The 21916-nt window shown below is 61.8% G+C and carries 22 protein-coding genes and 1 pseudogene; 14 read left to right on the forward strand and 9 right to left on the reverse strand.

From position 1 onward, the window contains the following. Positions 1 to 239 precede the first annotated feature (239 nt). On the forward strand, positions 240 to 977 hold the full coding sequence (locus J4E63_RS15925) for a DUF599 domain-containing protein (protein WP_207282628.1): 738 nt from the start codon (positions 240 to 242) through the stop codon (positions 975 to 977). Positions 978 to 1047: 70 nt separating this feature from the next. Here J4E63_RS15925 and J4E63_RS15930 read toward each other — a convergent pair whose 3' ends face one another. Then, positions 1048 to 1299: a hypothetical protein gene (locus tag J4E63_RS15930; RefSeq protein WP_060741163.1), complete on the reverse strand. Its 252-nt coding sequence runs from the start codon at positions 1297 to 1299 to the stop codon at positions 1048 to 1050. Positions 1300 to 1457: 158 nt separating this feature from the next. Here J4E63_RS15930 and J4E63_RS15935 point away from each other — a divergent pair, with 158 nt between their 5' ends. The 4 genes from J4E63_RS15935 (at position 1458) to J4E63_RS15950 (ending at position 5259) form a co-directional block, all read left to right on the forward strand. Beyond that, the gene (locus tag J4E63_RS15935; protein ID WP_060741164.1) at positions 1458 to 1934 is read left to right on the forward strand and encodes a PaaI family thioesterase; all 477 of its coding nucleotides are present in this window, start codon (positions 1458 to 1460) and stop codon (positions 1932 to 1934) included. Beyond that, on the forward strand, positions 1931 to 2392 hold the full coding sequence (locus J4E63_RS15940) for a PaaI family thioesterase (protein ID WP_207282629.1): 462 nt from the start codon (positions 1931 to 1933) through the stop codon (positions 2390 to 2392). The genes J4E63_RS15935 and J4E63_RS15940 overlap by 4 nt, the downstream gene beginning before the upstream one ends. 87 nt (positions 2393 to 2479) lie before the next feature. After that, a complete protein-coding gene (gene htpG / locus J4E63_RS15945; RefSeq protein ID WP_060743152.1) occupies positions 2480 to 4384 on the forward strand; it encodes a molecular chaperone HtpG in 1905 nt (634 codons plus the stop codon). A gap of 146 nt (positions 4385 to 4530) precedes the next feature. After that, a complete protein-coding gene (locus tag J4E63_RS15950; RefSeq protein WP_060741166.1) occupies positions 4531 to 5259 on the forward strand; it encodes a dienelactone hydrolase family protein in 729 nt (242 codons plus the stop codon). A gap of 160 nt (positions 5260 to 5419) precedes the next feature. Here J4E63_RS15950 and J4E63_RS15955 read toward each other — a convergent pair whose 3' ends face one another. Then, complete coding sequence (locus J4E63_RS15955) at positions 5420 to 6280, reverse strand: pirin family protein (RefSeq protein WP_207282630.1); 861 nt, start codon at positions 6278 to 6280, stop codon at positions 5420 to 5422. Positions 6281 to 6406: 126 nt separating this feature from the next. Here J4E63_RS15955 and J4E63_RS15960 point away from each other — a divergent pair, with 126 nt between their 5' ends. Both J4E63_RS15960 and J4E63_RS15965 read left to right on the forward strand, forming a co-directional pair. After that, positions 6407 to 7417 (forward strand): amidohydrolase family protein, encoded by a 1011-nt coding sequence (locus J4E63_RS15960; protein WP_404943335.1) that lies wholly within the window; start codon positions 6407 to 6409, stop codon positions 7415 to 7417. A gap of 183 nt (positions 7418 to 7600) precedes the next feature. Further along, positions 7601 to 8065, forward strand: a complete 465-nt coding sequence (locus J4E63_RS15965) for a DUF3859 domain-containing protein (RefSeq protein WP_018610122.1) — start codon at positions 7601 to 7603, stop codon at positions 8063 to 8065. A 139-nt stretch (positions 8066 to 8204) separates the two neighbouring features. Here the strand turns inward: J4E63_RS15965 and J4E63_RS15970 are convergent, their stop codons facing one another. The 7 genes from J4E63_RS15970 to J4E63_RS15995 all read right to left on the reverse strand — a co-directional run bounded on the left by J4E63_RS15970 (position 8205) and on the right by J4E63_RS15995 (position 16446). Further along, entirely contained in the window at positions 8205 to 9041 is an 837-nt protein-coding gene (locus tag J4E63_RS15970) for an IS3 family transposase (protein WP_259333607.1), read from the reverse strand. Then, positions 9038 to 9295: a transposase gene (locus tag J4E63_RS30905; protein WP_237140769.1), complete on the reverse strand. Its 258-nt coding sequence runs from the start codon at positions 9293 to 9295 to the stop codon at positions 9038 to 9040. The genes J4E63_RS15970 and J4E63_RS30905 overlap by 4 nt, the downstream gene beginning before the upstream one ends. A gap of 200 nt (positions 9296 to 9495) precedes the next feature. Next, positions 9496 to 10716 (reverse strand): beta-ketoacyl-ACP synthase I, encoded by a 1221-nt coding sequence (gene fabB, locus J4E63_RS15975; protein ID WP_207282631.1) that lies wholly within the window; start codon positions 10714 to 10716, stop codon positions 9496 to 9498. Between the two features lie 11 nt (positions 10717 to 10727). Continuing rightward, positions 10728 to 11243: a 3-hydroxyacyl-[acyl-carrier-protein] dehydratase FabA gene (gene fabA / locus J4E63_RS15980; protein WP_003204400.1), complete on the reverse strand. Its 516-nt coding sequence runs from the start codon at positions 11241 to 11243 to the stop codon at positions 10728 to 10730. 248 nt (positions 11244 to 11491) lie between these two features. Next, entirely contained in the window at positions 11492 to 13393 is a 1902-nt protein-coding gene (locus tag J4E63_RS15985) for an ATP-binding protein (protein WP_207282632.1), read from the reverse strand. Continuing rightward, the gene (locus J4E63_RS15990; RefSeq protein ID WP_207282633.1) at positions 13390 to 14322 is read right to left on the reverse strand and encodes an ABC transporter substrate-binding protein; all 933 of its coding nucleotides are present in this window, start codon (positions 14320 to 14322) and stop codon (positions 13390 to 13392) included. Before J4E63_RS15990 ends, J4E63_RS15985 begins: the two co-directional genes overlap by 4 nt. Next, on the reverse strand, positions 14323 to 16446 hold the full coding sequence (locus J4E63_RS15995; RefSeq protein WP_207282634.1) for a TonB-dependent siderophore receptor: 2124 nt from the start codon (positions 16444 to 16446) through the stop codon (positions 14323 to 14325). A 199-nt stretch (positions 16447 to 16645) separates the two neighbouring features. Here J4E63_RS15995 and J4E63_RS16000 point away from each other — a divergent pair, with 199 nt between their 5' ends. From J4E63_RS16000 to J4E63_RS16030, 7 genes and pseudogenes are all read left to right on the forward strand, one after another. Continuing rightward, positions 16646 to 17671, forward strand: a complete 1026-nt coding sequence (locus J4E63_RS16000; protein WP_092201822.1) for an NAD(P)H-dependent glycerol-3-phosphate dehydrogenase — start codon at positions 16646 to 16648, stop codon at positions 17669 to 17671. A gap of 30 nt (positions 17672 to 17701) precedes the next feature. Next, complete coding sequence (locus J4E63_RS16005) at positions 17702 to 18049, forward strand: DUF4389 domain-containing protein (RefSeq protein WP_053123936.1); 348 nt, start codon at positions 17702 to 17704, stop codon at positions 18047 to 18049. Continuing rightward, positions 18046 to 18498 carry a phosphohistidine phosphatase SixA gene (gene sixA, locus J4E63_RS16010; RefSeq protein ID WP_207282635.1) on the forward strand — a complete coding sequence of 151 codons (453 nt, stop codon included), beginning with the start codon at positions 18046 to 18048 and terminating at the stop codon, positions 18496 to 18498. Before J4E63_RS16005 ends, sixA begins: the two co-directional genes overlap by 4 nt. A gap of 52 nt (positions 18499 to 18550) precedes the next feature. Continuing rightward, positions 18551 to 18994 carry a hotdog fold thioesterase gene (locus tag J4E63_RS16015; RefSeq protein ID WP_060741177.1) on the forward strand — a complete coding sequence of 148 codons (444 nt, stop codon included), beginning with the start codon at positions 18551 to 18553 and terminating at the stop codon, positions 18992 to 18994. A gap of 284 nt (positions 18995 to 19278) precedes the next feature. Beyond that, positions 19279 to 20096, forward strand: a pseudogene (locus J4E63_RS16020) (alpha/beta fold hydrolase). After that, the gene (locus J4E63_RS16025; RefSeq protein ID WP_207282636.1) at positions 20093 to 20944 is read left to right on the forward strand and encodes an alpha/beta hydrolase; all 852 of its coding nucleotides are present in this window, start codon (positions 20093 to 20095) and stop codon (positions 20942 to 20944) included. Before J4E63_RS16020 ends, J4E63_RS16025 begins: the two are co-directional and overlap by 4 nt. 129 nt (positions 20945 to 21073) lie before the next feature. After that, positions 21074 to 21892: a DUF4892 domain-containing protein gene (locus J4E63_RS16030; RefSeq protein WP_207282637.1), complete on the forward strand. Its 819-nt coding sequence runs from the start codon at positions 21074 to 21076 to the stop codon at positions 21890 to 21892. Positions 21893 to 21916: the final 24 nt, after the last annotated feature.

The raw sequence follows: 21916 nt of genomic DNA on the forward strand, positions 1-21916 counted from the left end.
GCCCCGTATCAATCGATACGGGGCATTTTTTTGAGTGCCGTGTCTTTTTTCGTGGGCTAACGTCGAAGCAGTGTCTTGAAAGGCTTGCAAACAACCTTGTGGGAGCGAGCTTGCTCGCGATAGCGCCGGATCAGCCAGCATCGATGTGTCTGATGGACCGCAATCGCGAGCAAGCTCGCTCCCACAGGGTTAACCGCGACTATTGCTCCAGCTTTTGTTTCAGTCACACAGGAAATCGAATGTCATTCATCCAAGCCAACCTGATCCATCTGCTTGCCGCCGCCTGGTTCATCATCTGCTGGGCGGGCTACACCCGTTACGCGACTTGGAAGGCCCGCGATACGGCCTGCCTGGCCAGTGTCATGCACCTGTACCGCGAAGACTGGATGCGCCGCATGCTGCTGCGCGAGAACCGCATCGCCGATGCCAGCGTGATCGGCAACCTGGAGCGCAACGCCTCATTCTTCGCCTCCAGTACGCTGATCATCCTGGCTGGCATCCTGACGGTGCTCGGGGCGTCGGATCGGGCGGTCTCGTTGCTGGCGGACATCCCCATGGTGCAACAGGCTTCCCAGGGCATGGCGGAGGTCAAGTTGCTGTGCCTGGCACTGGTGTTCGTGTATGCGTTCTTCACCTTCAGTTGGTGCATGCGCCAGTACAACTTCGCGGCGGTACTGATTGGCTCGGCGCCGATGATCGGTGAGCGGCATGTGTCGGAGCAGGAGCGCAAGGCCTTTGCCCTAAGGGCGGCGCGAGTCATTTCCATGGCAGCCAACCAATTCAACTTCGGCCTGCGTTCCTATTATTTCGGCATGACCATGTTGGCGTGGTTCGTCAGCCCCTGGTTATTCATGTTGATGAGTGCCGGCGTGGTGTTCGTGTTGTATCAGCGCGAGTTTCACTCCGATGTGCTGGACGTGATGGTCTATACCCCCACGGAAGCACCACTGCCCGAGGTTGGCAAGGAAGCGGCCTGACAGACGCCTCCAAATCACAGGCAAAAGAAAACCCGCACCAGGCGGGTTTTCTTTTACAGCTAAAACCGTATCAGTTGGTTTTAGGCGCGGTGGCAGGGGCTTGTTCCTGCTGAGCAGCGCTGTTCGATTCAGACTGAGCTTTGGCGGCTTCGGCGTTTTCTTTAGCCGCGTCGTTCACTTTATCCTGTGCTTTGTTCATGTCTTGCTGAGCTTGCTCAGCGTGTTGTGCGGCATCTTGAGCTTTGTCCTCGGATTTTTTATCGCAGGCAGCGAGACCGAGGGAGGCGGCCAACATCAAGGCAATAGCAAAAGTCTTACGCATGGGGTGTTTCTCCTTATGGAAATAACTACTGGCCTTTTGAGCGACCCCCCTCGGGTTAAGTTCCTCTTTTGCTACAGATATATAACTTTGCACGGTCGCGGAACTTTAGCGAACTCGCCTGTTGCCAGGCCTCTAAATAAACAAGGGCATTGATGGACATGGCTGAAGACCCCATTTTTGAGCGTGCCACCCGCTTTTTATCCGCCCTGCGGCATTGCCAGGTGTTGGGCTTGAAGTTGCACAGCGCCAGTCGTGATGGGCTGACGCTCATCCTGCCGTTCAGCCCGAAAATCGTCGGCAACCCCCTGACGGGCATCATCCATGGTGGCGCGTTGACCTCATTGATGGACAGTGCGTGCGGCATGTCGACCTTGTGTGTGCTGCCGCAATTCGAAGTCTGTCCCACCCTCGACCTGCGCATCGACTACATGCACGCCGCCGAGCCCCACAAGGACGTCTACGGCTTCGCTCAATGCTATCGGGTGACCCCGGACGTGATCTTCACCCGGGGTTTCGCCTATCAGGACGACCCCGAGCAACCCATCGCCCATGTGGTGGGCACGTTCATGCGCCTGGGCCAGCATGCCAGGGGCATGGGGAAGGCCAGTCCGTTGACTGCCGTGGGCCAGCCATGACCGAGACCACCCAGGAACAACTGCGCCATGCCTGTGAGCAGGGCGACTACGCGCTGCTGCTCGCCTCGATCCCCTATGCCCAACTCATCGGCGTCGAATGCACGCGCCAGGGCGACGACTGGGTGTTTCGCCTGCCGGCCAACAAGGACAACATTGGTAACCCTTTATTGCCGGCCATCCACGGCGGGGTCATCGCCGGTTTCATGGAGTTGTCGGCCGCCGTTCATCTGTTGATCGCCACCGGCACGCCGGGGGTACCAAAGATCATCGACTTTTCCCTGGATTACCTGCGCACCGGGCAGTTTCGCGACACCTATGCCAAATGCCAGGTCTGGCGCCAGGGCCGGCGGGTCGCCAATGTCGCGATCACCGCCTGGCAAGATGTCGAGGCCGAGCCCATCGCCACCGCCCGGGCGCATTTCAAGATCCAGGAGCCTTCAAAACCGGAACGCCCTTGAAATCATCAGCGTTGCCCCCACCTTGAGGACATCCCGCCGCCAATCTCAGCGAGGCGGACACCACCATCCACTTGGAGTTTGATGACCATGAGCGTGGAAACTCAAAAGGAAACCCTGGGCTTCCAGACCGAGGTGAAGCAACTGCTGCACCTGATGATTCACTCGCTGTATTCGAATAAGGAAATTTTCCTTCGCGAGCTGATTTCGAATGCCTCTGACGCTGTCGACAAATTACGTTTCGAAGCCCTTTCCAAGCCTGAACTGCTGGAAGGCGGCGCTGAGCTGAAAATCCGTGTGAGCTTCGACAAGGACGCGAAAACCGTCACCCTCGAAGACAACGGCATCGGCATGAGCCGCGAAGAGGTGATCACGCACCTGGGCACCATCGCCAAGTCTGGCACTGCCGACTTCATGAAGAACCTGTCCGGCGACCAGAAGAAAGATTCCCACCTGATCGGTCAGTTCGGCGTCGGTTTCTATTCCGCGTTCATCGTGGCCGACCAGGTCGAAGTGTTCAGCCGTCGTGCCGGCCTCGCTGCGAGCGAAGGCGTGCACTGGTCGTCCAAAGGCGAGGGCGAATTCGAGGTCGCCACCGTCGACAAGGCAGATCGCGGCACCCGCATCGTGCTGCACCTCAAGTCCGGCGAAGACGAATTCGCCGATGGCTGGCGCCTGCGCAACATCATCAAGAAGTACTCCGACCATATCGCGCTGCCCATCGAGCTGCCGAAGGAAGTCACCGCTGCCGAAGGCGAAGAAAAGCCTGAAGTGGAATGGGAAACCGTCAACCGCGCCAGTGCCCTGTGGACCCGTCCGCGCACCGAAGTGAAAGACGAGGAATACCAGGAGTTCTACAAGCACATCGCCCACGACTACGAGAACCCGCTGAGCTGGAGCCATAACAAGGTCGAAGGCAAGCTGGAATACAACTCGCTGCTGTACGTGCCGGCCCGTGCGCCGTTCGACCTGTACCAGCGCGAAGCGCCACGTGGCCTGAAGCTGTACGTGCAACGTGTGTTCGTGATGGACCAGGCCGAGTCGTTCCTGCCGCTGTACCTGCGTTTCATCAAGGGCGTGGTGGATTCCAACGATTTGTCGCTGAACGTTTCGCGGGAAATCCTGCAGAAAGATCCGATCATCGACTCCATGAAGTCGGCACTGACCAAGCGCGTGCTGGACATGCTGGAAAAACTGGCGAAGAACGAGCCCGAGCAGTACAAGAGCTTCTGGAAAAACTTCGGCCAGGTCATGAAAGAAGGCCCGGCCGAGGACTTCGCCAACAAAGAGAAAATCGCCGGCCTGCTGCGCTTTGCGTCGACCCAGGGTGACGATGGCGAGCAGATCGTTGGCCTGGCCGATTACCTGGCCCGCGCCAAGGAAGGCCAGGACAAGATCTACTACCTGACCGGTGAAACGTATGCACAGGTCAAGAACAGCCCGCACCTGGAAGTCTTCCGCAAGAAAGGCATCGAAGTGTTGCTGCTGACCGACCGCATCGACGAGTGGCTGATGAGCTACCTCAACGAGTTCGACGGCAAGAGCTTCGTCGATGTGGCCCGTGGCGACCTGGACCTCGGCAACCTGGATTCGGAAGAAGACAAGAAAGCCGCCGAAGAAGTCGCCAAGAGCAAGGAAGGCCTGGTCGAGCGGATCAAGACGGCCCTGGGCGATGCTGTCAGTGAAGTGCGTGTTTCGCACCGCCTGACCGATTCTCCGGCGATCCTGGCCATCGGTGAGCAGGACCTGGGCCTGCAGATGCGCCAGATCCTCGAAGCCAGCGGCCAGAAAGTCCCGGACTCCAAGCCGATCTTCGAATTCAACCCGGCCCACCCGCTGGTGGAAAAACTCGACAACGAGCAGAGCGAAGAGCGTTTCGGCGATCTGTCGCACATCCTGTTCGACCAGGCGGCCCTGGCGGCCGGCGACAGCCTGAAGGATCCGGCGGCGTATGTGCGTCGCCTGAACAAGCTGTTGGTCGAACTGTCAGCTTAATCTGACGCAGGAAAGTCCCTTGTGGGAGCGAGCTTGCTCGCGATAACGGTAGACCAGTCAACGTATCTGTTGAATGTTGGACCGAAATCGCGAGCAAGCTCGCTCCCACAAGGGCTTCTTGAATGTTTCATCAGGAGGAGTCTGTCATGAGTCAGGTTACGGTTCGTTCGTTGGTCTATCAGATCGATGGTCAAAGTTATGAAGGTCGCCTGGCCTTCGACGTCAACCAGCAGGGCCCGCGCCCGGGTTTGCTGATGGCGCCGAACTGGATGGGTGTAGGGGCAGGTGCCGAGGAGATCGCCAAGTCGGTGGCGGCCAACGGTTATGTGGTGTTGATTGCCGACTTGTACGGGCAGACGGTGCGCCCGAGCAATGCCGATGAAGCGGGGGCGGCGATGATGCCCCTCAAGAACGACCGGGCCTTGTTGCGCAAGCGCATGCAGGCCGCGTTCGAACAACTGCAGAGTCAGGGTGATGCACAGGTCGACACGGCGAGACTGGCCACGTTCGGTTTCTGCTTCGGGGGTTGCTGCGCCCTGGAGCTGGCTCGCAGTGGCGCACCGTTGAAGGCGGCGATCTCCTTCCACGGCACCCTGGACACACCGAACCCGGCCGATGCGCAGAACATCAAGGGTGCGGTGTTGGTGCTGCATGGCGCCTCCGACCCGCTGGTGCCGAAAGAGCAGCTACCGGCTTTCGAAGATGAAATGAACGCGGCTGGGGTGGATTGGCAATTGCTGAGCTACGGCGGTGCGGTGCACTCGTTCACCGACCCGCAGGCCAATATGCCGGGCAAGATGATGTACAACGCCAAGGTCGCCGGACGCGCGTTCCGGTCGATGCATAACTTGCTGGATGAAGTGTTCAAGGGCTGAGGTTGGGTTCTGGATTTGAATCCCTTGTTGTCTGACATAAAGCCATCGCGAGCAAGCTCGCTCCCACAATGATCCGCTGTGAACGCACATTTTGTGATCACTCAAATCCAATGTGGGAGCGAGCTTGCTCGCGATGGCGGCCTGACAAGCAATCCTGAAGTCAGGGCAGCTCGATCCGCTCGCTTTCCCCAGGCACGGTCGGCCAGTCTCCGGCTGCCCAGCGCCGGCGGGCTTCGTCGATCCGGGCCGGGTCGCTGGCGACGAAATTCCAGTTCATCCGTCGCGGTCCATCCAGTGGTGTGCCGCCGAACAGCACGGCATGACAATCGCTGTCGGCAAACAGCGTCATCTCTTCCCCTGTTGGCAATATCACCAGGGAATGGGCTTCTACCGGCTCGCCATCCAGTAACGCCTCGCCGCTCAACACATACAGGGCCCGCTCTTCATGCTCGGTGGGAATCAGCAACGTCGTCGCGGTCTGCAGGTGCAGTTCGGCATACAGCGTGGGCGAGAGCACCGGCACCGGCGATTCCAGGCAAAAGCCTGACCCGGCGATCATGCGGATGCTGACCCCCAGGTTCTCACTGACCGGCAGGCTCTGTGCCGGATGATGGCTGTAGTGCCCCGGGCCTTGTTCGTAGGCTTTGGGCGAGGCCAGCCAGACTTGCAACCCGTGCATGACGAAAGGGCTGCCCAGCAGTGACTCGGGGGTGCGTTCGACGTGGGCGATGGCGCTGCCGGCGGTCATCCAGCTGACATCCCCGGCGTCCACCACCTGGTCGGAACCCAGGCTGTCCTTGTGCTGGAGTTTGCCTTCGAACAGGTAGGTGAGGGTGGACAGGCCGATATGCGGGTGCTGGCGGATGTTCATGCCCTTGCCGGCCGGGTAGGTGGTTTGCAGCATGTGATCGAAAAACACGAAAGGTCCGACGCTGCGGCATTTGGCGGACGGCAGCGGGCGAAGAATCGGCTGGCCTTCGACGTCTTCGGCGCGGGGGCGAACGGTCAGGGGAGTGGTCATGTTGTCTTCCAGGTTGAACAACGGTTGCGCGAAGCATAACCCGCCGCCGGCAGACGCGGCAGATGCGCCTTGAACCCCAGCGGGACGGTGAGGGTCTATGTTGCTCATGGCTTCTGGAGACTGCCCGTGCCTTTGTCCCGTTTGATCTTTGCCTGGCTGCTGGTTGTTTCGAGTGGCGGCGCCGCGGCCCGCGAATATGCCTACAGCGATGCGCACCTGCATTACGTCGATTTCTTTCAGGAAACCGCCGGCATGCCCAAGCTGCTCCAGGCGATGGCGGACAATCGCATCGAGCATGTGATGATTTCCGGTGTTCCGGTGGCCAAGAAATGGCATGAAGACGAGCCCAAGCGCCCGCGTTACTACGCCGGTGACGATGCAGACGCCTATTGGTACAGCGCCACCGATGTGATCGTTGCGGCGGCAGTGAGCAAGCTGACCGAGGAGCAACGTCGGCACTTCCATCCTTTCCTGTCGGGCTTCAATCCCAACGACAAGAACTCCGCCGCCCACATCCAGCGCATGCTCGATCTCTACCCGGGGTTGTGGCAAGGCATTGGCGAAGTCTTCACCCGCCATGACGACCTGACGGCGCTGACCTCGGGCGATACCCCGCGGGCCAACAACGAAGCCATGACCCGGATCTATCACCTGGCGGCCGAGAATGACCTGCCGGTGATGCTGCATTCCAACATCACGTCCAAGCGTGAAAGAAATCCCCTGTACCTGGCGGAGATCGAGGAGCCGTTGCGCAACCACCCGCATACGCGTTTCATCTGGGCCCATGCCGGCACCAGCATGGAAATCCATCGCCACCAGACCCAACTGGATTTTCTGTTGCCGACCCTGACCCGCATGCTTGAGGCCTATCCCAATCTGTACATCGACCTGTCCTGGAGCCTGCTCACGCCGTACTTGCTGGACGAGGCGGGCAAGCCCCGGGACGAGTGGGTAAAGCTGGTGGAGCGCTTTCCTGAGCGCTTCATGGTGGGATCGGATGTGGTCGGGCGCTTCAACAAGTTGGGCAAGGCGTTGCACGGCTTCGATCCGTTCCTCGATGCCTTGCCGGAAGAGGTGGCCAGGAAGGTCGCGCGGGATAATTTCCTGGCAGTGTTGCCGCGTTCCGTCGCCCGCTGAATTGGCTTTGTGGCGAGGGAGCTTGCTCCCGTTCGGTTGCGCAGCAACCGCAAGAACTTGGGGCCGCTGCGCAGCCCAGCGGGAGCAAGCTCCCTCGCCACGGGATGATCGCTGTGCATGTTTGTCATCAGCCTGTCACTGCGGCGTCATACCCTCGCGCTCATCTCAATCAAGGAGCGCACTATGCACCTCACCCGTTCAAGCGCACTGGTCGCGCTGTTGTTGACCTGCGGCCTGGCACAGGCCGAAGTCCGTGTCGAAGGTCCGGTGGAATACGGCGTCTTCGAAGGGCCGCAAGCCGAGCTGCAATCGGGGGAGCGGGTCCTGCGGCGCAGCAACGAGCAGATCCGCCAGACCGAAAGCGTGCCAGCGAAGCTGGGCACCAAGTTCGGCATGCGTTATCAGTTGGCGGGCAAGGTCGCAGACGACCAGCCGTTGACCCTGTTGTACTTCACTCCCGGTATCCGCACCCCCGATGGTGTGCGCCACGACAAGTTCGAAGTCATCCAGAAACTGGTGCCCGGCGCGCCTCAGGATGTCATGGCCTATGAATTCACCGAAAGCCACGAAGTGGTGCCGGGGGAGTGGCGGTTCATGGTGTTCCAGGGCGATCGGTTGCTGACGCAGCAGCGGTTTGTGGTGCGCTGAGTTCCATCCCACTGTAGATCTCATGTGGGAGCGAGCTTGCTCGCGATTGCGGTAGGCCAGTCAACTTATCTGTTGCATGACACACTGCAATCGCGAGCAAGCTGAACTGGTCAACTAATTTTGGACACCAGTTACGGTTTCATGCTGCCAGTTTCTCCATAGCTACCGGCGACCGGTAGTCGTTGTAGCTATGGAGTCTGACGTTGTTGTAACGCATCACATAACGCTGCACATCCACGCGGGCTTCATGCTCCGAGCTGTAGCCATCTTCTGGCACCCACTCCGACTTCAGGCTCCCAAAGAAACGCTCCATCGGGGCGTTGTCCCAGCACTCACCTTTGCGACTCATGCTTTGCAGGAGTCCATGCTTGCGCATTTCATTCCTGAATTTGTGGCTGGTGTATTGGCAGCCTTGATCGGAATGAAACAGCACCTCTTTTGGGCAACCTCGCAATTGCACCGCCATTCGCAACGCTTCGCAGGTCAGCGAGGCATCGGAAATCATTGAAAACGACCAGCCCACGATCCGGCGAGCAAACAGATCCAGCACCGCCGCGAAATACATCCAGCGCTTGCCGACCTTGATGTACGTCACATCGCCACACCACACCTGGTTGATCGCCGTGACATCAAACTTGCGCTTGAGCACGTGCGGCGCCACCAACGCTTCCACGCCGGAAGATTTGTACTTGTGCCGCCGGCGCTGACGACTGGCAACACCGGCTTCGCGCATCAAGCTGCGAGCCATATGCCGCCCGACACGATGTCCCTTTGCTTGCAGCTCCTTGGAAAGGGTGCGAGACCCCGCGGATGCTCTGGACTCCTTGTGATGCTCGACCAGCACGGCTTTAAGTTTCTCCCGCTCGGGCTTCACTTTGCCTTGGCGCTGACGCCAGGCGTAAAAGCTGCTGCGGTTGACTCCAAACGCCCGACAGCAATTGTTAATGCCGTACTGCTCGTCCAGCTCATTGATCAACGAGAATGATCTTTGGAGTCCAAAAGCAGGAGAGCACTGGCCTTTTTTAGGATTTCAATGTCCAGGTCTTTTTGCCTGAGCAACGCTTTGAGCTGCTGAATTTCACGCTGATCAGCGGTAATCGCCTTGGCGCCCACCGGGGTCGAACCCAAGCGTTCCTTGCGAACCTGATCGACCCAGCGGCGAAGCGCCGTGGGCCCAATATCCAGGCTGGCGCAGACTTCGGGAACCGACTGTCCCTCGTCCAGCACCATGCTGGCCGCTTTGAGTTTGAACTCACTGGAGTAAGATTTACGCATAACCAAAACACCTCAGATTTGGGCGCCATCATAGCGCCCGATTGAAGTGTCCAAAATCATTAGGCCAGTTCAAGCTCGCTCCCACAGGGGAATAGGCGCAAAAAAAACGCCCCGAACCAGTCGGGGCGTTTTTGTGTGTGGCGTAGCGGCGGGGCTTACTTGCCCTGCCAGCGCTTCATCACCAGGGTGGCGTTGGTGCCACCGAAGCCGAAGCTGTTGCTCATCACGGTATTGATGGTGGCGTCTTCGCGAGTCTTGGTCAGGATAGGCAGGTCGGCCACTTCCGGGTCCAGTTCGTCGATGTTGGCGGAACCGGCCATGAAGTTGCCTTCCATCATCAGCATGCAGTAGATCGCTTCGTGAACGCCGGCGGCGCCCAGGGAGTGACCCGACAGGCTCTTGGTGGAGCTGATGGCCGGAGCCTTGTCGCCGAACACTTCACGTACGCCTTTCATTTCCATCACGTCGCCCACTGGGGTCGAGGTGCCGTGGGTGTTCAGGTAATCGATCGGTGCATCGACGGTGGACATGGCCATCTGCATGCAACGCACGGCACCTTCACCGCTTGGCGCGACCATGTCGTAGCCGTCGGAAGTCGCGCCGTAGCCGACGATTTCCGCGTAGATCTTCGCGCCACGGGCCAAGGCGTGTTCCAGCTCCTCGACCACGACCATGCCGCCACCGCCAGCGATGACGAAGCCGTCACGGTCGGCGTCGTAGGCACGGGAAGCTTTTTCCGGCGTGTCGTTGCGCTTGCTGGACAAGGCACCCATGGCGTCGAACAGGAACGACTGGCTCCAATGTTCTTCTTCACCGCCACCGGCGAACACGATGTCCTGCTTGCCCATCTGGATCTGCTCGACCGCGTTGCCGATGCAGTGAGCACTGGTGGCGCAGGCGGAGGAGATCGAATAGTTGATGCCCTTGATCTTGAAGGGCGTAGCCAGGCAGGCCGAAACGGTGCTGCCCATGGTCCGCGTGACGCGGTAGGGGCCAACGCGCTTGACGCCTTTTTCGCGCAGGATGTCCAGCGCTTCCATCTGGTTCAGGGTCGAGGCGCCGCCGGAACCGGCGATCAGGCCGGTACGCACGTTGGACACTTGCTCTTCGGTCAGGCCGGAATCAGCGATGGCGTCCTTCATGGCCAGGTAGGCGTAGGCCGCCGCATGGCCGACGAAACGGTAGATCTTGCGATCGATCAGTTCTTCGAGATTGAGGTCAATGGAGCCGGAAACCTGGCTACGCAGACCCATTTCAGCATATTCCGGGTTGAACCGGATGCCAGGGCGACTTGCACGCAGGTTAGCGGAGACGGTCTCTTTGTCATTGCCCAGGCACGAAACGATGCCCAGACCAGTGATAACGACGCGGCGCATGCGGATAACCCTTAGAAGTTGTCAGTGGAGGTGAAAACGCCGACCCGGAGGCCTTCGGCGGTGTAGATCTCGCGACCGTCCACGGCAACCGAACCATCGGCAATGGCCATGTTCAGCTTGCCCTTGAGGACGCGTTTGATATGAATGTTATAGGTGATTTTCTTGGCGGTCGGCAGGACCTGACCAAAGAACTTCACTTCGCCCGAACCCAGGGCGCGACCGCGACCCGGCAGGCCTTGCCAGCCGAGGAAGAAACCGACCAGTTGCCACATGGCGTCCAGGCCCAGGCAGCCCGGCATCACCGGATCACCTTCGAAGTGGCAGGCGAAGAACCACAGGTCCGGAGTGATATCCAGCTCGGCGACCAATTCACCTTTGCCGTACTTGCCACCCTCTTCGCTGATATGGGTGATGCGATCCACCATCAGCATGTTCGGGGCGGGCAGTTGCGCGTTACCTGGGCCGAACAGCTCACCGCGACTGCAGCGCAGCAGGTCTTCCCGGGTAAAGGCGTTTTGTTTGGTCATGCGAGCTCCTCAATAGTCCCATGCGGCAGGGTGGGGCAAATCTTCCCGGCCGATCGAAGCGTTCATGCCTCGAATCGACAGCCTACTCATAGACTATTGCGTTGTAGTGAAAGTCACAGCACACGGGAAATGAATGTACACCTGTGCACTGAAATTTTTATTCAAGCCCCAATCGAGGCTTGTTCGGGTGCCTAAGACTGCCGCACTTTCGCCTTTCACGCCAGTCACAGATGGTCCGGTGAGCGGTTCTAGTTCACCCAGCGCTGCAGAATCTGCTGCAGGTCGTTCCTTTTGAACGGCTTGGCCAGGTAATCGTTCATGCCCGCCGCGAGGCAGGCTTCGCGATCGCCCTGCAAGGCGTTGGCCGTCAGGGCGATGATCGGCACCTCGTCACAGCCCGGTAACTGACGGATCTGCCGGGTGGCTTCGTAGCCATCGATGATGGGCAAGCGGCAATCCATGAGGATCGCTTCGAAGATCAGGCTTTCGGCGCTGCGTACGGCCTGGGCGCCATCGGTGGCGACGCTGACGGTGAAACCCAGGCTGCGCAGCATGGCTTCGATCACCGTCTGGTTGACCGGATTGTCTTCCACCAGCAACACGTTGCGGCCTTCGCCATCGCCGCTACCGGTGGGCAGGCGCGGTGCCAGGGTCGGTGGCGCCTGGCGCGACAGGGCCAGCGGGATCTCGAGGGTGAACACCGAGCCCTGGCCTTCTTCGCTCTGGGCCCGCAGCGTCCCGCCCATGCGTTCGGCCAGGGTGCGGGCGATCGGCAGGCCCAGGCCGGTGCCGCCGTAGCGCCGGGAAATCGAACTGTCGGCCTGCTGGAAGGCGTCGAACATGCGTTCCAGGCTTTCGGCGGGGATACCAATGCCACTGTCGCGCACCGTGCAGGTGAACCACAGCAGTTCGTGGTCCAGGGCCTGCCACTGGCATTGCACGGTGACACGGCCTTGCTCGGTGAATTTCAGCGCGTTGCCGATCAGGTTCACCAGGATCTGCCGTATCCGCGTCGGATCGCCCTGCACCTGCAAGGCCTGCATGTCGTCCGGGACCAGCAGGTCCAGGCCCAGCTTGCGCTGCGCGGCGCTGTGCTGGAACGACTGCGCGCAACTGCCCACCAGTTCGGCCAGGTTGAACGGGATGTGCTCCAGTTCCAAGGCCGAGCGTTCGATGCGCGAGAAGTCGAGGATGTCGTTGATCACCTTCAGCAGGTGCTCGGTGGATTCCGACGCCAGCGCCGTGTACTCGTGCTGTTCGTCGGTCATGCGGGTGGTTTCCAACAGCTGCAGCATGCCCAGTACGCCGTTCATGGGCGTGCGCAGTTCATGGCTCATCATCGCCAGAAACTCGGACTTGGCGCTGTTGGCTTTTTCCGCTTCCTCGCGGGTCTTGATCAACTGTGCCATGGCCTGGTGCTGTTCGCGGCTGGCTTGTTCCAGGCCGTCGGCCAGGTTGTTGATGTGCCGCGACAAGGCCCCCAGTTCGGCATCATCGACGACGGGCAGCGGGGTGCTGTAGTCGCCTTGCTGGATGGCCTTGACCACGTTGCCGATGTCGCGGATCGGCCGGGACAGGTTGGTCGCCAGCCGGCGCGCCACCAGGAAGGTGAACAGCAGGGCGAACAGCGCCAGGATCGCCGCCTTGAACAGGATCTCCTGTTGCCGCTGGCTGAAGGCGTCACTGGACATGCCGACGATCACGCGGCCCAGGTAATCTTCGCCGGGCGCCTCGACGGCGGTGCTGTTGCCTTGCAGGAAATCATTGTTCAGGGCAATGCGCTGCAGGCGCACCGGGGCCTGGAAGACTTCGATCTGTTGGGCACGGCTGTGGACTTGCTCGGGTTGTTCGACATACACCAGGACCTTGTCGGTGCTGTCCTGGACCTCCAGGAAGCGCACGTGCGGGGTCGCCAGGGTCGCGGTGAGCAGGCTTTCCAGCACTTCGTTGTTGCCGGAAATCACCCCGTACTCCGTGGCGGGGGCCAGTTGGTTGGCGATCAGTTGCCCGGTGTGATTGAGCTCCTGGCGCAAGTCCTGGATCCGCACGAAGGTAAAGAAGCTGATCAGCAGCACGGTCAGCAGCAACGCCGGGCCGAGGGCGATGAGCTGGGTGCGGGTATTGATGTCCCAACGACGACGCAAGGTCATGGGCGGTGTTCTCCTTCGGCCAACGTTGCCGCGACGGATTCGGCGTCAATCGGTTCGATCCCCAGCGAGCGGGAGACCTGCCGGTTGCCCAGGACTTTGAAGCGGTCCGGATACAGCGTGCGCGGCCAGGTCGTGGCGGGGCGGTCGAGCAGGTCGTCGAGAATCGCCAGCCAGTCTTGCTGGTCGCTGTAGGTGCTGGCCAGGCTGCCGGCCTTGACGAATGCCGCGCTGGGCCCGATCAGCGCACGTTGCCGGGCATAGCTGCTGAGCAACAGGTTCTTCACGGTCTTGGGGTTGTACAAGTCGGGGTCATCGAGGCCCAGCAGCACGTCGCTCTGGCCCAGCAGGTTTTGCAGGGGACGGCTGTCGCTGGTGTCGTCCCAGCGTTCGCTGACGATCACCAGGCCCAGCGGTGCCGCGGCCTGGCGGATGTCCTTGAGCAGGAATTCACTGTGGGCGTCGTACAGCACGCCGACCTGTCGCACTTGCGGCAGGATGGTGCGGATCAGCCGCAATTGCCGCGCCATCGGTGGATCGCTCCACAACAGGCTCAGATGCGCGGGCGTGGCCTCGCCCAGGCGCTCGCGGGCTTGCTGGCGGCTGATGCGCAGGACCAGGGTGGCCGGGCCCCGGGCGTCTTGCAGGCGCCACTCCAGGCTGGGCAGGTCAAGCAGAACCAGGCGGGTATTATCCGGCAACTTGTCCGGTGCCGGCAGGTTGGCCAGCGGCGTGAACCGCACGCTGTCTTCGGGGCGCAGGGCTTTCAGGGCCTGGGTGAAAGACTGCACGCCGGGGCTGTCCTCGGCGCCGGTCAACAGGATTTCGGCGGCCCGGGCCTGGAGGGTCGTCAGCCACCCGGCAAACACCAGGCACAGGGCCAGCGTCAGGCGGCCATGAAATGGCATCTTGCGGGGGGCGTTCCCGGACATCTAGAACGACAACTCCGCACTGAAGTACACGACATGGCGAGCGTCGTAGCGGTTGTCGACGAAGGTCATGGGCTGGTTGTCCAGGCGCTGCTGCAGGACGCCCGCCAGTTCCAGGCTGGCCTTGCCCAGGGGAATGCGCCGGGCGATGCGGGTGTCCACCCGTTCGAAGCGATAGCCGTTGAGATCGTCGGCGGCGTAATAGAACAGCGCGCTGTTCCAGCCTTGGCCCCAGTCCCTTAGCCAGCCGGCCGAGCCACTGTTGCGGGCGGTCAGTTGTTCGTCGAGGGGGTTGCTGGCCTGGGCGTCGACATAGGCATAGGTCAGGCGCAGGCGGTCGGCGCTGGTCATGCGCCAGTCGAACTGGGTCTCGACCCCGGAGAACTGTGATTCGTTGGAGTTGCTGGCAATGTACTGATTGTTGCGCAGCGGCTCGCTGATCATGCCGGTGATTTCGTCATGGAACAGTTTCACATCGACCGCCAGGCCCAGGTCCACGAAGTAACCGTTGTAGCCCAGTTCCCGGGAGCGCATGTGTTCCTGTTCCAGGTTGCCCGGGCCGCGGGTCTGGACGAAGTAACGGGCACTGTTCTGGCCGAAGGCGGCGGGTTGCAGGTTGGTGACCTGATAGCTCCAGTTGACGTTGTTCTCGAACATGTCCGGCGAGCGCACGGCTTCGGAGTACACCGCCCGCAGGCCGTGGCGTGGAGTGATCAGGTAATTGACGGCGATCCGCGGAGTCAGCGAGCTGCCGGTCAGGCGGGTGTCTTCGAACATCGCGCCGCCCTGCAACAGCCAATGCTCGGTGGCCCGCCATTCGAGCTGGCCGAACAGGCGCCAGGTGGTGTCGTCCAGGGTGCCGTTGAAGTACGTCTCCGAGTCGGCCCGGTCGTAGCGATAGTTGGCCCCGGTGACCAGTCGCAGGCTGTCGGACAGGCTCAGGGTGTCCTGGATCTCCAGGTCGTAGCGCGATTCCCGGGCGCTCTGGTCGATATCGCCGCACAGGGTTTGCGAGGCGCCGTTGCGCCACTGGTCGAGCACCTGATTGGCCAACGCCTGTTCCTGTGGCGTGCCGGTTGGCGCGCCGGTGCTGGTGTAGTTGGAGATATTGCGCGCCAGCTTCTCGGCATAGTTGGGGTTGAGTTGCCACAGGTCGGTCAGTTGCGGGCTGAAGGACACCTCGGCGTCACAGGCGCGCCAGGTCTGCTGGCGATCCCAGTGCTGGATCGAGCCCTGTACATAAAGGCTGTGATCGGGGTCCAGATCCAGGTTCCAGCGCAAGGAGCCGGCGTAGTCCTTGGCGATGACGTCGGAGTTATCCCCAGCGGCGGTAATCCCGGCAAACACGGGATGGTAGGTATAAGGCCGCTGGTTGGTCCCATCCTTGGCGTTCAATTGCCAGTCGATGCTCTGCCGTTCGTCCAGGGTCTGGCTGACGGACAGGTTGAAGCGGTTCAGGCGGCGGCTGTCGCGGTAGTCGGCGCCGTTGCGGTCGCTGTCAAAGCCATCGTCTTCCTGGCCGGACAGCGACAGCCGCAGATCGCCGCCGTCCCAGCCGCTGCCCTGGCTGGCGTACCAGTCACTGATGCCACGCTGGCCCCGGGTGATTTTCAGCCGGGTGCCGTGGCTGTCGGCCGGGGCGCGGGTGATGATGTTGACCACCGCCATCAGCGCGTTGGCGCCATAACTGACGGTGTTGGGGCCGCGGAAGACTTCGATCCGCTCGATGTCTTCCATGGCCACCGGAATATCGCTCCAGTCCACCGTGGCCAGGCCGGCGCGGTACACCGAGCGGCCGTCGATCAGCACTTGCATGCGGCGGGCTTCGCTGGCGTTGGTGCCATGGTAGTTCACGGCCGCCTGGTTGCCTGTGATGTTGCCGACCATCATGCCCGGTACCAGGCGCAGCAGTTCGCTGATGTCCCGGGCGCCGCTGGCCTTGATCAACTCGCTGTCGAGCACGGTCATGCTGCCCGGCACCGCCGCTGGCGATTGCTTCAGGCGCGTGGCCGTCAGTACCTGGGGCAGGGGCTGGCTGTCCACGAACAAGTCGTCGGCCAGCACTGGCGGGCTGATGATCAGTGCCAATAGCAGGGACGAACCTGAGCGGGAAGGGCCAACGGACACGGCACAGCCTATGGGAATGGGTGGGTGACGGGCATGTTAACTGAGCTGAACGACTTTTCCATTCACGTTGACAGCATTTTCCTAGGAATTAATGGTCAGCTTCCTACAGCTGGCGGTAATTGTTGCCGGGGCTGGTCGCCATCCGGCCGCTCCGTATAATGCCCCGCATTGCCACTTGGTATGGATGAACGGATTGCATATGACTGAACAGCGCCCGATTGCGGTCCTGGGGGGCGGGAGTTTCGGTACCGCCGTGGCTAACCTGCTGGCCGAGAATGGTCACCCGGTGCGCCAGTGGATGCGTGACCCGGAACAGGCCGAGGCCATCCGGGTCAACCGCGAGAACCCGCGTTACCTCAAGGGCATCAAGATCCGCCCGGAAGTGGTACCGGTGACTGACTTGCAGGCCACCCTGGAGGGCAGCGACCTGTTCTTCGTCGCCTTGCCGTCCAGTGCCTTGCGCTCGGTGCTGGCGTCGCATGCCGAGCGCTTGAGCGGCAAGTTGTTGGTGAGCCTGACCAAGGGCATCGAAGCCCAGACCTTCAAGCTGATGAGCGAGATTCTCGAAGAAATCGCCCCCAAGGCACGGATCGGTGTGATTTCCGGGCCGAACCTGGCGCGGGAAATCGCCGAGCACGCCTTGACCGCCACGGTGGTGGCCAGCGAGGACGAAGCGCTGTGCCAACGGGTCCAGGCCGCACTCCATGGCCGCACCTTTCGGGTCTACGCCAGCGCCGACCGTTTCGGGGTGGAGCTGGGCGGGGCGCTGAAGAACGTCTATGCCATCATCGCCGGCATGGCGGTGGCGCTGGGCATGGGGGAGAACACCAAGAGCATGCTGATCACTCGCGCGCTGGCGGAAATGACCCGCTTCGCCGTCAGCCAGGGTGCCAATCCGATGACCTTCCTGGGATTGGCCGGGGTGGGCGACCTGATCGTTACCTGTTCCTCGCCCAAGAGCCGCAACTACCAGGTCGGTTTTGCCCTCGGCCAAGGCTTGAGCCTTGACGAGGCCGTGTCGCGCCTGGGTGAGGTGGCCGAAGGGGTCAACACCCTCAAGGTGCTCAAGGCCAAGTCCCAGGAGGCGGGGGTGTACATGCCGCTGGTCGCCGGGCTGCACGCGATTCTGTTCGAAGGGCGCACGCTTGAGCAGGTGATCGAGCTGTTGATGCGTGGCGAACCGAAGACCGATGTCGATTTCATTTCCACCAGCGGTTTCAACTGAACCGCTATTGACCGCAAGCAGGAGCGAGCCATGAACGATCCGCAAGGGCAACCCCAATACGAATCCATCCTGCTGCGTGTGCTGTGGATGGTGGTCTATCTGCTGGTCTGGCAGGTGGCGCAATTCATCCTCGGCGCCGTGGTGCTGGTGCAGTTGATTTATCGGCTGATCTACGGCGCGCCCAGCGCCAGCCTGATGAATTTCGGCGACAGCCTGAGCCAGTTCCTGGCGCAGATCGGCCGCTTCGGCACCTTCCACAGCGACCAGAAGCCTTGGCCGTTCGCCGACTGGCCGACCCCACGCACGCCGGAAGGCGAAGCGCCACACGCCGTGGCACCGGCGCCGCATCCCGTCCGGGACGAGGAGCCGAAGCTATGAAACTGTGGGTATTGCGTCACGGTGAGGCAGAGCCCCATGGTGTCCGTCCCGATCCGGAACGGGTCTTGACGCTGCACGGCCGCGAGGAGGTGTTGCTCAGCGCCGGCCGGTTGATGGGCGAGCCGTTGCGGGCCATCTACGCCAGCCCTTATGTGCGTGCCCAGCAGACCGCGCAACTGGTGCGCGAAGCACTGGGGTTCGAACCTGAACTGATCACCGTCGATTGGCTCACGCCGGAGACCCGACCGACGGAGGTGCTAAGGCATCTGGAGGACCAGGACGATGTGCTGCTGGTCAGCCATAACCCGTTGGTGGGCAGCCTGCTGGGCTTCCTGCAGCACGGCCATCTGCAACAACCCGAGCAAGTGCAAACCGCCGGCCTGGCCGAGCTGGAAGGCGATCTGCCGCTGGCCGGGGCGATGCTGCTCAAGGGCATCAGGCACCCCTGAATAGAGCGGTTGCAGGACTGGGCAAGACAACAATCAAACAGGAAGGGCAACGATGAGTCTGTGGCGCACCACCCCCGACATCGAGAAACTGAACGCCGCCGGTAAAAACACCATCAGCGAAGTGCTGGACATTCGGTTCGAGTCCTTCGACGACGAATCCCTGACCGCCAGCATGGTGGTCGATCAGCGTACCCATCAACCGTTCGGCCTGCTGCATGGCGGTGCTTCGGTGGTGCTGGCCGAAACGGTCGGCTCCATGGCCGCCTATCTCTGTGTGGACGCCAGCAAATTCTATTGCGTGGGCCTGGAGATCAATGCCAACCACCTGCGCGGCGTGCGCAGTGGACGGGTGACGGCCACGGCCCGGGTGGTCCACCTGGGGCGCACCACCCAGGTCTGGGACATCCGCCTGGTCAATGACGAGGGCAAGGTCAACTGCGTGTCGCGCCTGACCATGGCGGTGGTACCGTTGGGTGAGCAGCCGCCGGCGCGTTGAACCCCTACCTGTGGCGAGGGAGCTTGCTCCCGCTGGGCAGCGAAGCGGCCCCAAGCCCACCGACTCGATCAGCCTGACTCACCGAGTGGCCTGATTTTGGGCCTGCTGCGCAGGCCAACGGGAGCAAGCTCCCTCGCCACGGTGTTCAACATAAAATTCTGTGGTGGTGAGGCTCAACCCCATAGCCCAAGCCCGACTGTCATCATTCCTGTCAGTTACGGTCATTGCCGCGCCGTCGGGTTCTGCGGACAATCTGCCGCAGTTCCCCCAATGGATCGGCTGTCATGTCGCAACAGATTTTTTTCGCCCATGCCAATGGTTTTCCCTCGGCCACCTACGGCAAGCTGTTCGCCGCATTGGCGCCGCAGTACCAGGTCGCGCATCTGGAACTGCACGGCCATGACCCGCGTTTTCCGGTGGACGATAACTGGCACAACCTGGTGGACGAACTGATCCATCACCTGGAGCAGCAACCGGCGCCGGTGTGGGGCGTTGGCCACTCCCTGGGTGGCGTGCTGCACCTGCACGCGGCGTTGCGCTGCCCCTGCACGCGGCGTTGCGCTGCCCCCAGTTGTATCGCGGCGTGGTCATGCTCGATTCGCCAGTGCTGACCCGTACCGACCAGTGGGTGATCCTGGCCGCCAAGCGCCTGGGGTTCATCGATCGCCTGACCCCGGCGGGCCGGACGCTGGGGCGGCGTGAGGAGTTCGCTGACCTGGAATCCGCCCGGCAGTATTTTGCCGGCAAGACACTGTTCCGCGGCTTTGACCCGGATTGCTTCGACGCCTACCTGCAACACGGCCTGCAACAAGTCGGCGACCGGTTGCGCCTGCGCTTCGACCCGGCCACGGAAATCAGTATCTACCGCGGCGTGCCGCACACCAGCCCAGGACGGCCCCGCAAGCTCAAGGTGCCGCTGGCGGTGGTGCGCGGCCGGCAGAGTCGCGTGGTGATGCGGCATCACACCCGTTCGGTGGGGCGTATGCTCCATGGCGAATCCCTGAGCATGCCCGGCGGCCATATGTTTCCCCTCGAACGCCCACAAGACACGGCCAACCTGCTCAAGAACCTGTTCCAGCGTTGGGAAGGGCGCAGCGCATGAGCGTGGTCGAGGAGGTCCGCCTGAGCCTGCCTCACATCGAGCTGGCGGCTCATTTGTTCGGCCCGGAAGACGGGCTGCCGGTGATTGCCCTGCACGGTTGGCTGGACAACGCCAACAGCTTCGCCCGCCTGGCGCCCAGGCTCGCGGGGCTGCGGGTGATCGCCCTGGACATGGCCGGTCACGGTCATTCCGGGCATCGACCGCCGGGTGCCAGCTATGCCTTGTGGGACTACGTCCATGATGTGCTGCAAGTGGCCGAACAACTGGGCTTGAAGCGCTTCGCCCTGCTGGGGCATTCCATGGGCGCCATTGTCTCGCTGGTGCTGGCCGGTTCCCTGCCGGAACGGGTGACGCACCTGGGGTTGATCGACGGGGTGATTCCTCCTACAGCCAAAGGCGATAACGCGGCCGAACGCATGGGCATGGCCCTGCAAGCCCAGTTGGATTTGCAGCAAAAACGCAAGCCGGTCTACAAAACCCTCGACCGGGCCATCGAAGCGCGTATGAAGGGGTTGGTAGCGGTCAGCCGCGAGGCCGCCGAGTTGCTGGCCCAGCGCGGCCTGATGCCGGTGCCCGGGGGCTACACCTGGCGCACCGACAACCGCCTGACCTTGCCATCGCCCTTGCGCCTGACCGAGGAGCAGGCCATGGCGTTCGTAGCGCGGGTCGCTTGTCCGGCGCATCTGGTGGTGGCGGCCGATGGCATGCTTGCCCAGCACCCGGAGCTGTTGGAGCGTCTACCCTTCAGTCATGAGCAGTTGCCTGGAGGCCATCATCTGCACCTTAACGATGAGGTCGGTGCGGGGCTTGTAGCAGACTGTTTCAATCGGTTCTTCACTGTTCCTTGACTTGCGCCGGGCAACTGTCGAGGCTGAGCGGGTTGAAAGGGAGACAACCATGACAGACCTCTGTTTGCCAGCCTCGCGGTGCATCGGCGACGCCCGTCGCGTCCAAGCGTCCCAGGCCAAGCCGATCCGATGAAATTATCCGTTCACTTACTCGTCCTGCTGGTGCTGGCCTGCTTCAGCCCGGCGTCGTTCGCCGTCGATGTGCCGGGCAGTCGCGACCTGGATCGCGTGCCACGCATGCCCGATGCACAGATCGTCGATTATCGGCAAACCAGCGACCTGGAACGTGTCTACCCCATGGGCTCGATCCGCAAGATCAGCGGCCAGTTGCGCTTTGACGGCCAAATCGATGCCCGTGGGAATGTCACGTCGGTCACCTATGAGCTGCCGCCGGAACATTCCGCGACCCAGGCCTTTACCGCGGCTCGCGAAGCGTTGCAGAAACAGGGCGCCGAGCTGTTGTTCTGGTGCCAGGCCCGCGATTGCGGCGAAAGCAGCCTGTGGGCCAACGACGTCTTCGGCAATGCCAAGCTCTATGGCGCCGACAACGGCCAGGCCTTCCTGCTGCTGCGCCTGGCGCCGCCCGCGGACAACACGCTGATTGCGCTGTATGCCATCACCCGCGGCAATCGCAAGGCCTACCTGCATGTCGAGCAGTTCGAGGCGAATGCTGCGTTGGGGGACTTGCTGCCGACATCGGCCACCCTGTTGCGCCAGCTCAAGGACACCGGGGTCCTGGACTTGCCGCGTCTTGCCGGTGAGCCGGACGACACCTGGTTGCGGCTGTTGTCCCGGGCGCTGAACCTGGACACGGGCCTGCGGGTCAGTATCGCCGGGCCCCGGGCCGAGGACTGGCTTGAGGCGCTGGCGGGCCAGGGCGTCCGGGCGGCGCGCATGGAGGCCGCCAGCGGCGAGGCAGCAGGATTGCACCTGGAGTTGCTGCGCTAAGCTGTCTCGGGGCAGTGGTTTCAC

It is taken from the genome of Pseudomonas sp. FW300-N2F2 (assembly GCF_017351655.1).
Taxonomy (GTDB): Bacteria; Pseudomonadota; Gammaproteobacteria; order Pseudomonadales; family Pseudomonadaceae; genus Aquipseudomonas; species Aquipseudomonas fluorescens_AA.

Bases quoted from the DNA above. Each gene is read 5' to 3' on its own strand.
- J4E63_RS15925 (WP_207282628.1), top strand. From the start codon at position 240: ATGTCATTCATCCAAGCCAACCTGATCCATCTGCTTGCCGCCGCCTGG.
- J4E63_RS15930 (WP_060741163.1), bottom strand. From the start codon at position 1,299: ATGCGTAAGACTTTTGCTATTGCCTTGATGTTGGCCGCCTCCCTCGGT.
- J4E63_RS15935 (WP_060741164.1), top strand. From the start codon at position 1,458: ATGGCTGAAGACCCCATTTTTGAGCGTGCCACCCGCTTTTTATCCGCC.
- J4E63_RS15940 (WP_207282629.1), top strand. From the start codon at position 1,931: ATGACCGAGACCACCCAGGAACAACTGCGCCATGCCTGTGAGCAGGGC.
- htpG (WP_060743152.1), top strand. From the start codon at position 2,480: ATGAGCGTGGAAACTCAAAAGGAAACCCTGGGCTTCCAGACCGAGGTG.
- J4E63_RS15950 (WP_060741166.1), top strand. From the start codon at position 4,531: ATGAGTCAGGTTACGGTTCGTTCGTTGGTCTATCAGATCGATGGTCAA.
- J4E63_RS15955 (WP_207282630.1), bottom strand. From the start codon at position 6,280: ATGACCACTCCCCTGACCGTTCGCCCCCGCGCCGAAGACGTCGAAGGC.
- J4E63_RS15965 (WP_018610122.1), top strand. From the start codon at position 7,601: ATGCACCTCACCCGTTCAAGCGCACTGGTCGCGCTGTTGTTGACCTGC.
- J4E63_RS30905 (WP_237140769.1), bottom strand. From the start codon at position 9,295: ATGGTGCTGGACGAGGGACAGTCGGTTCCCGAAGTCTGCGCCAGCCTG.
- fabB (WP_207282631.1), bottom strand. From the start codon at position 10,716: ATGCGCCGCGTCGTTATCACTGGTCTGGGCATCGTTTCGTGCCTGGGC.
- fabA (WP_003204400.1), bottom strand. From the start codon at position 11,243: ATGACCAAACAAAACGCCTTTACCCGGGAAGACCTGCTGCGCTGCAGT.
- J4E63_RS15985 (WP_207282632.1), bottom strand. From the start codon at position 13,393: ATGACCTTGCGTCGTCGTTGGGACATCAATACCCGCACCCAGCTCATC.
- J4E63_RS15990 (WP_207282633.1), bottom strand. From the start codon at position 14,322: ATGTCCGGGAACGCCCCCCGCAAGATGCCATTTCATGGCCGCCTGACG.
- J4E63_RS16000 (WP_092201822.1), top strand. From the start codon at position 16,646: ATGACTGAACAGCGCCCGATTGCGGTCCTGGGGGGCGGGAGTTTCGGT.
- J4E63_RS16005 (WP_053123936.1), top strand. From the start codon at position 17,702: ATGAACGATCCGCAAGGGCAACCCCAATACGAATCCATCCTGCTGCGT.
- sixA (WP_207282635.1), top strand. From the start codon at position 18,046: ATGAAACTGTGGGTATTGCGTCACGGTGAGGCAGAGCCCCATGGTGTC.
- J4E63_RS16015 (WP_060741177.1), top strand. From the start codon at position 18,551: ATGAGTCTGTGGCGCACCACCCCCGACATCGAGAAACTGAACGCCGCC.
- J4E63_RS16025 (WP_207282636.1), top strand. From the start codon at position 20,093: ATGAGCGTGGTCGAGGAGGTCCGCCTGAGCCTGCCTCACATCGAGCTG.
- J4E63_RS16030 (WP_207282637.1), top strand. From the start codon at position 21,074: ATGAAATTATCCGTTCACTTACTCGTCCTGCTGGTGCTGGCCTGCTTC.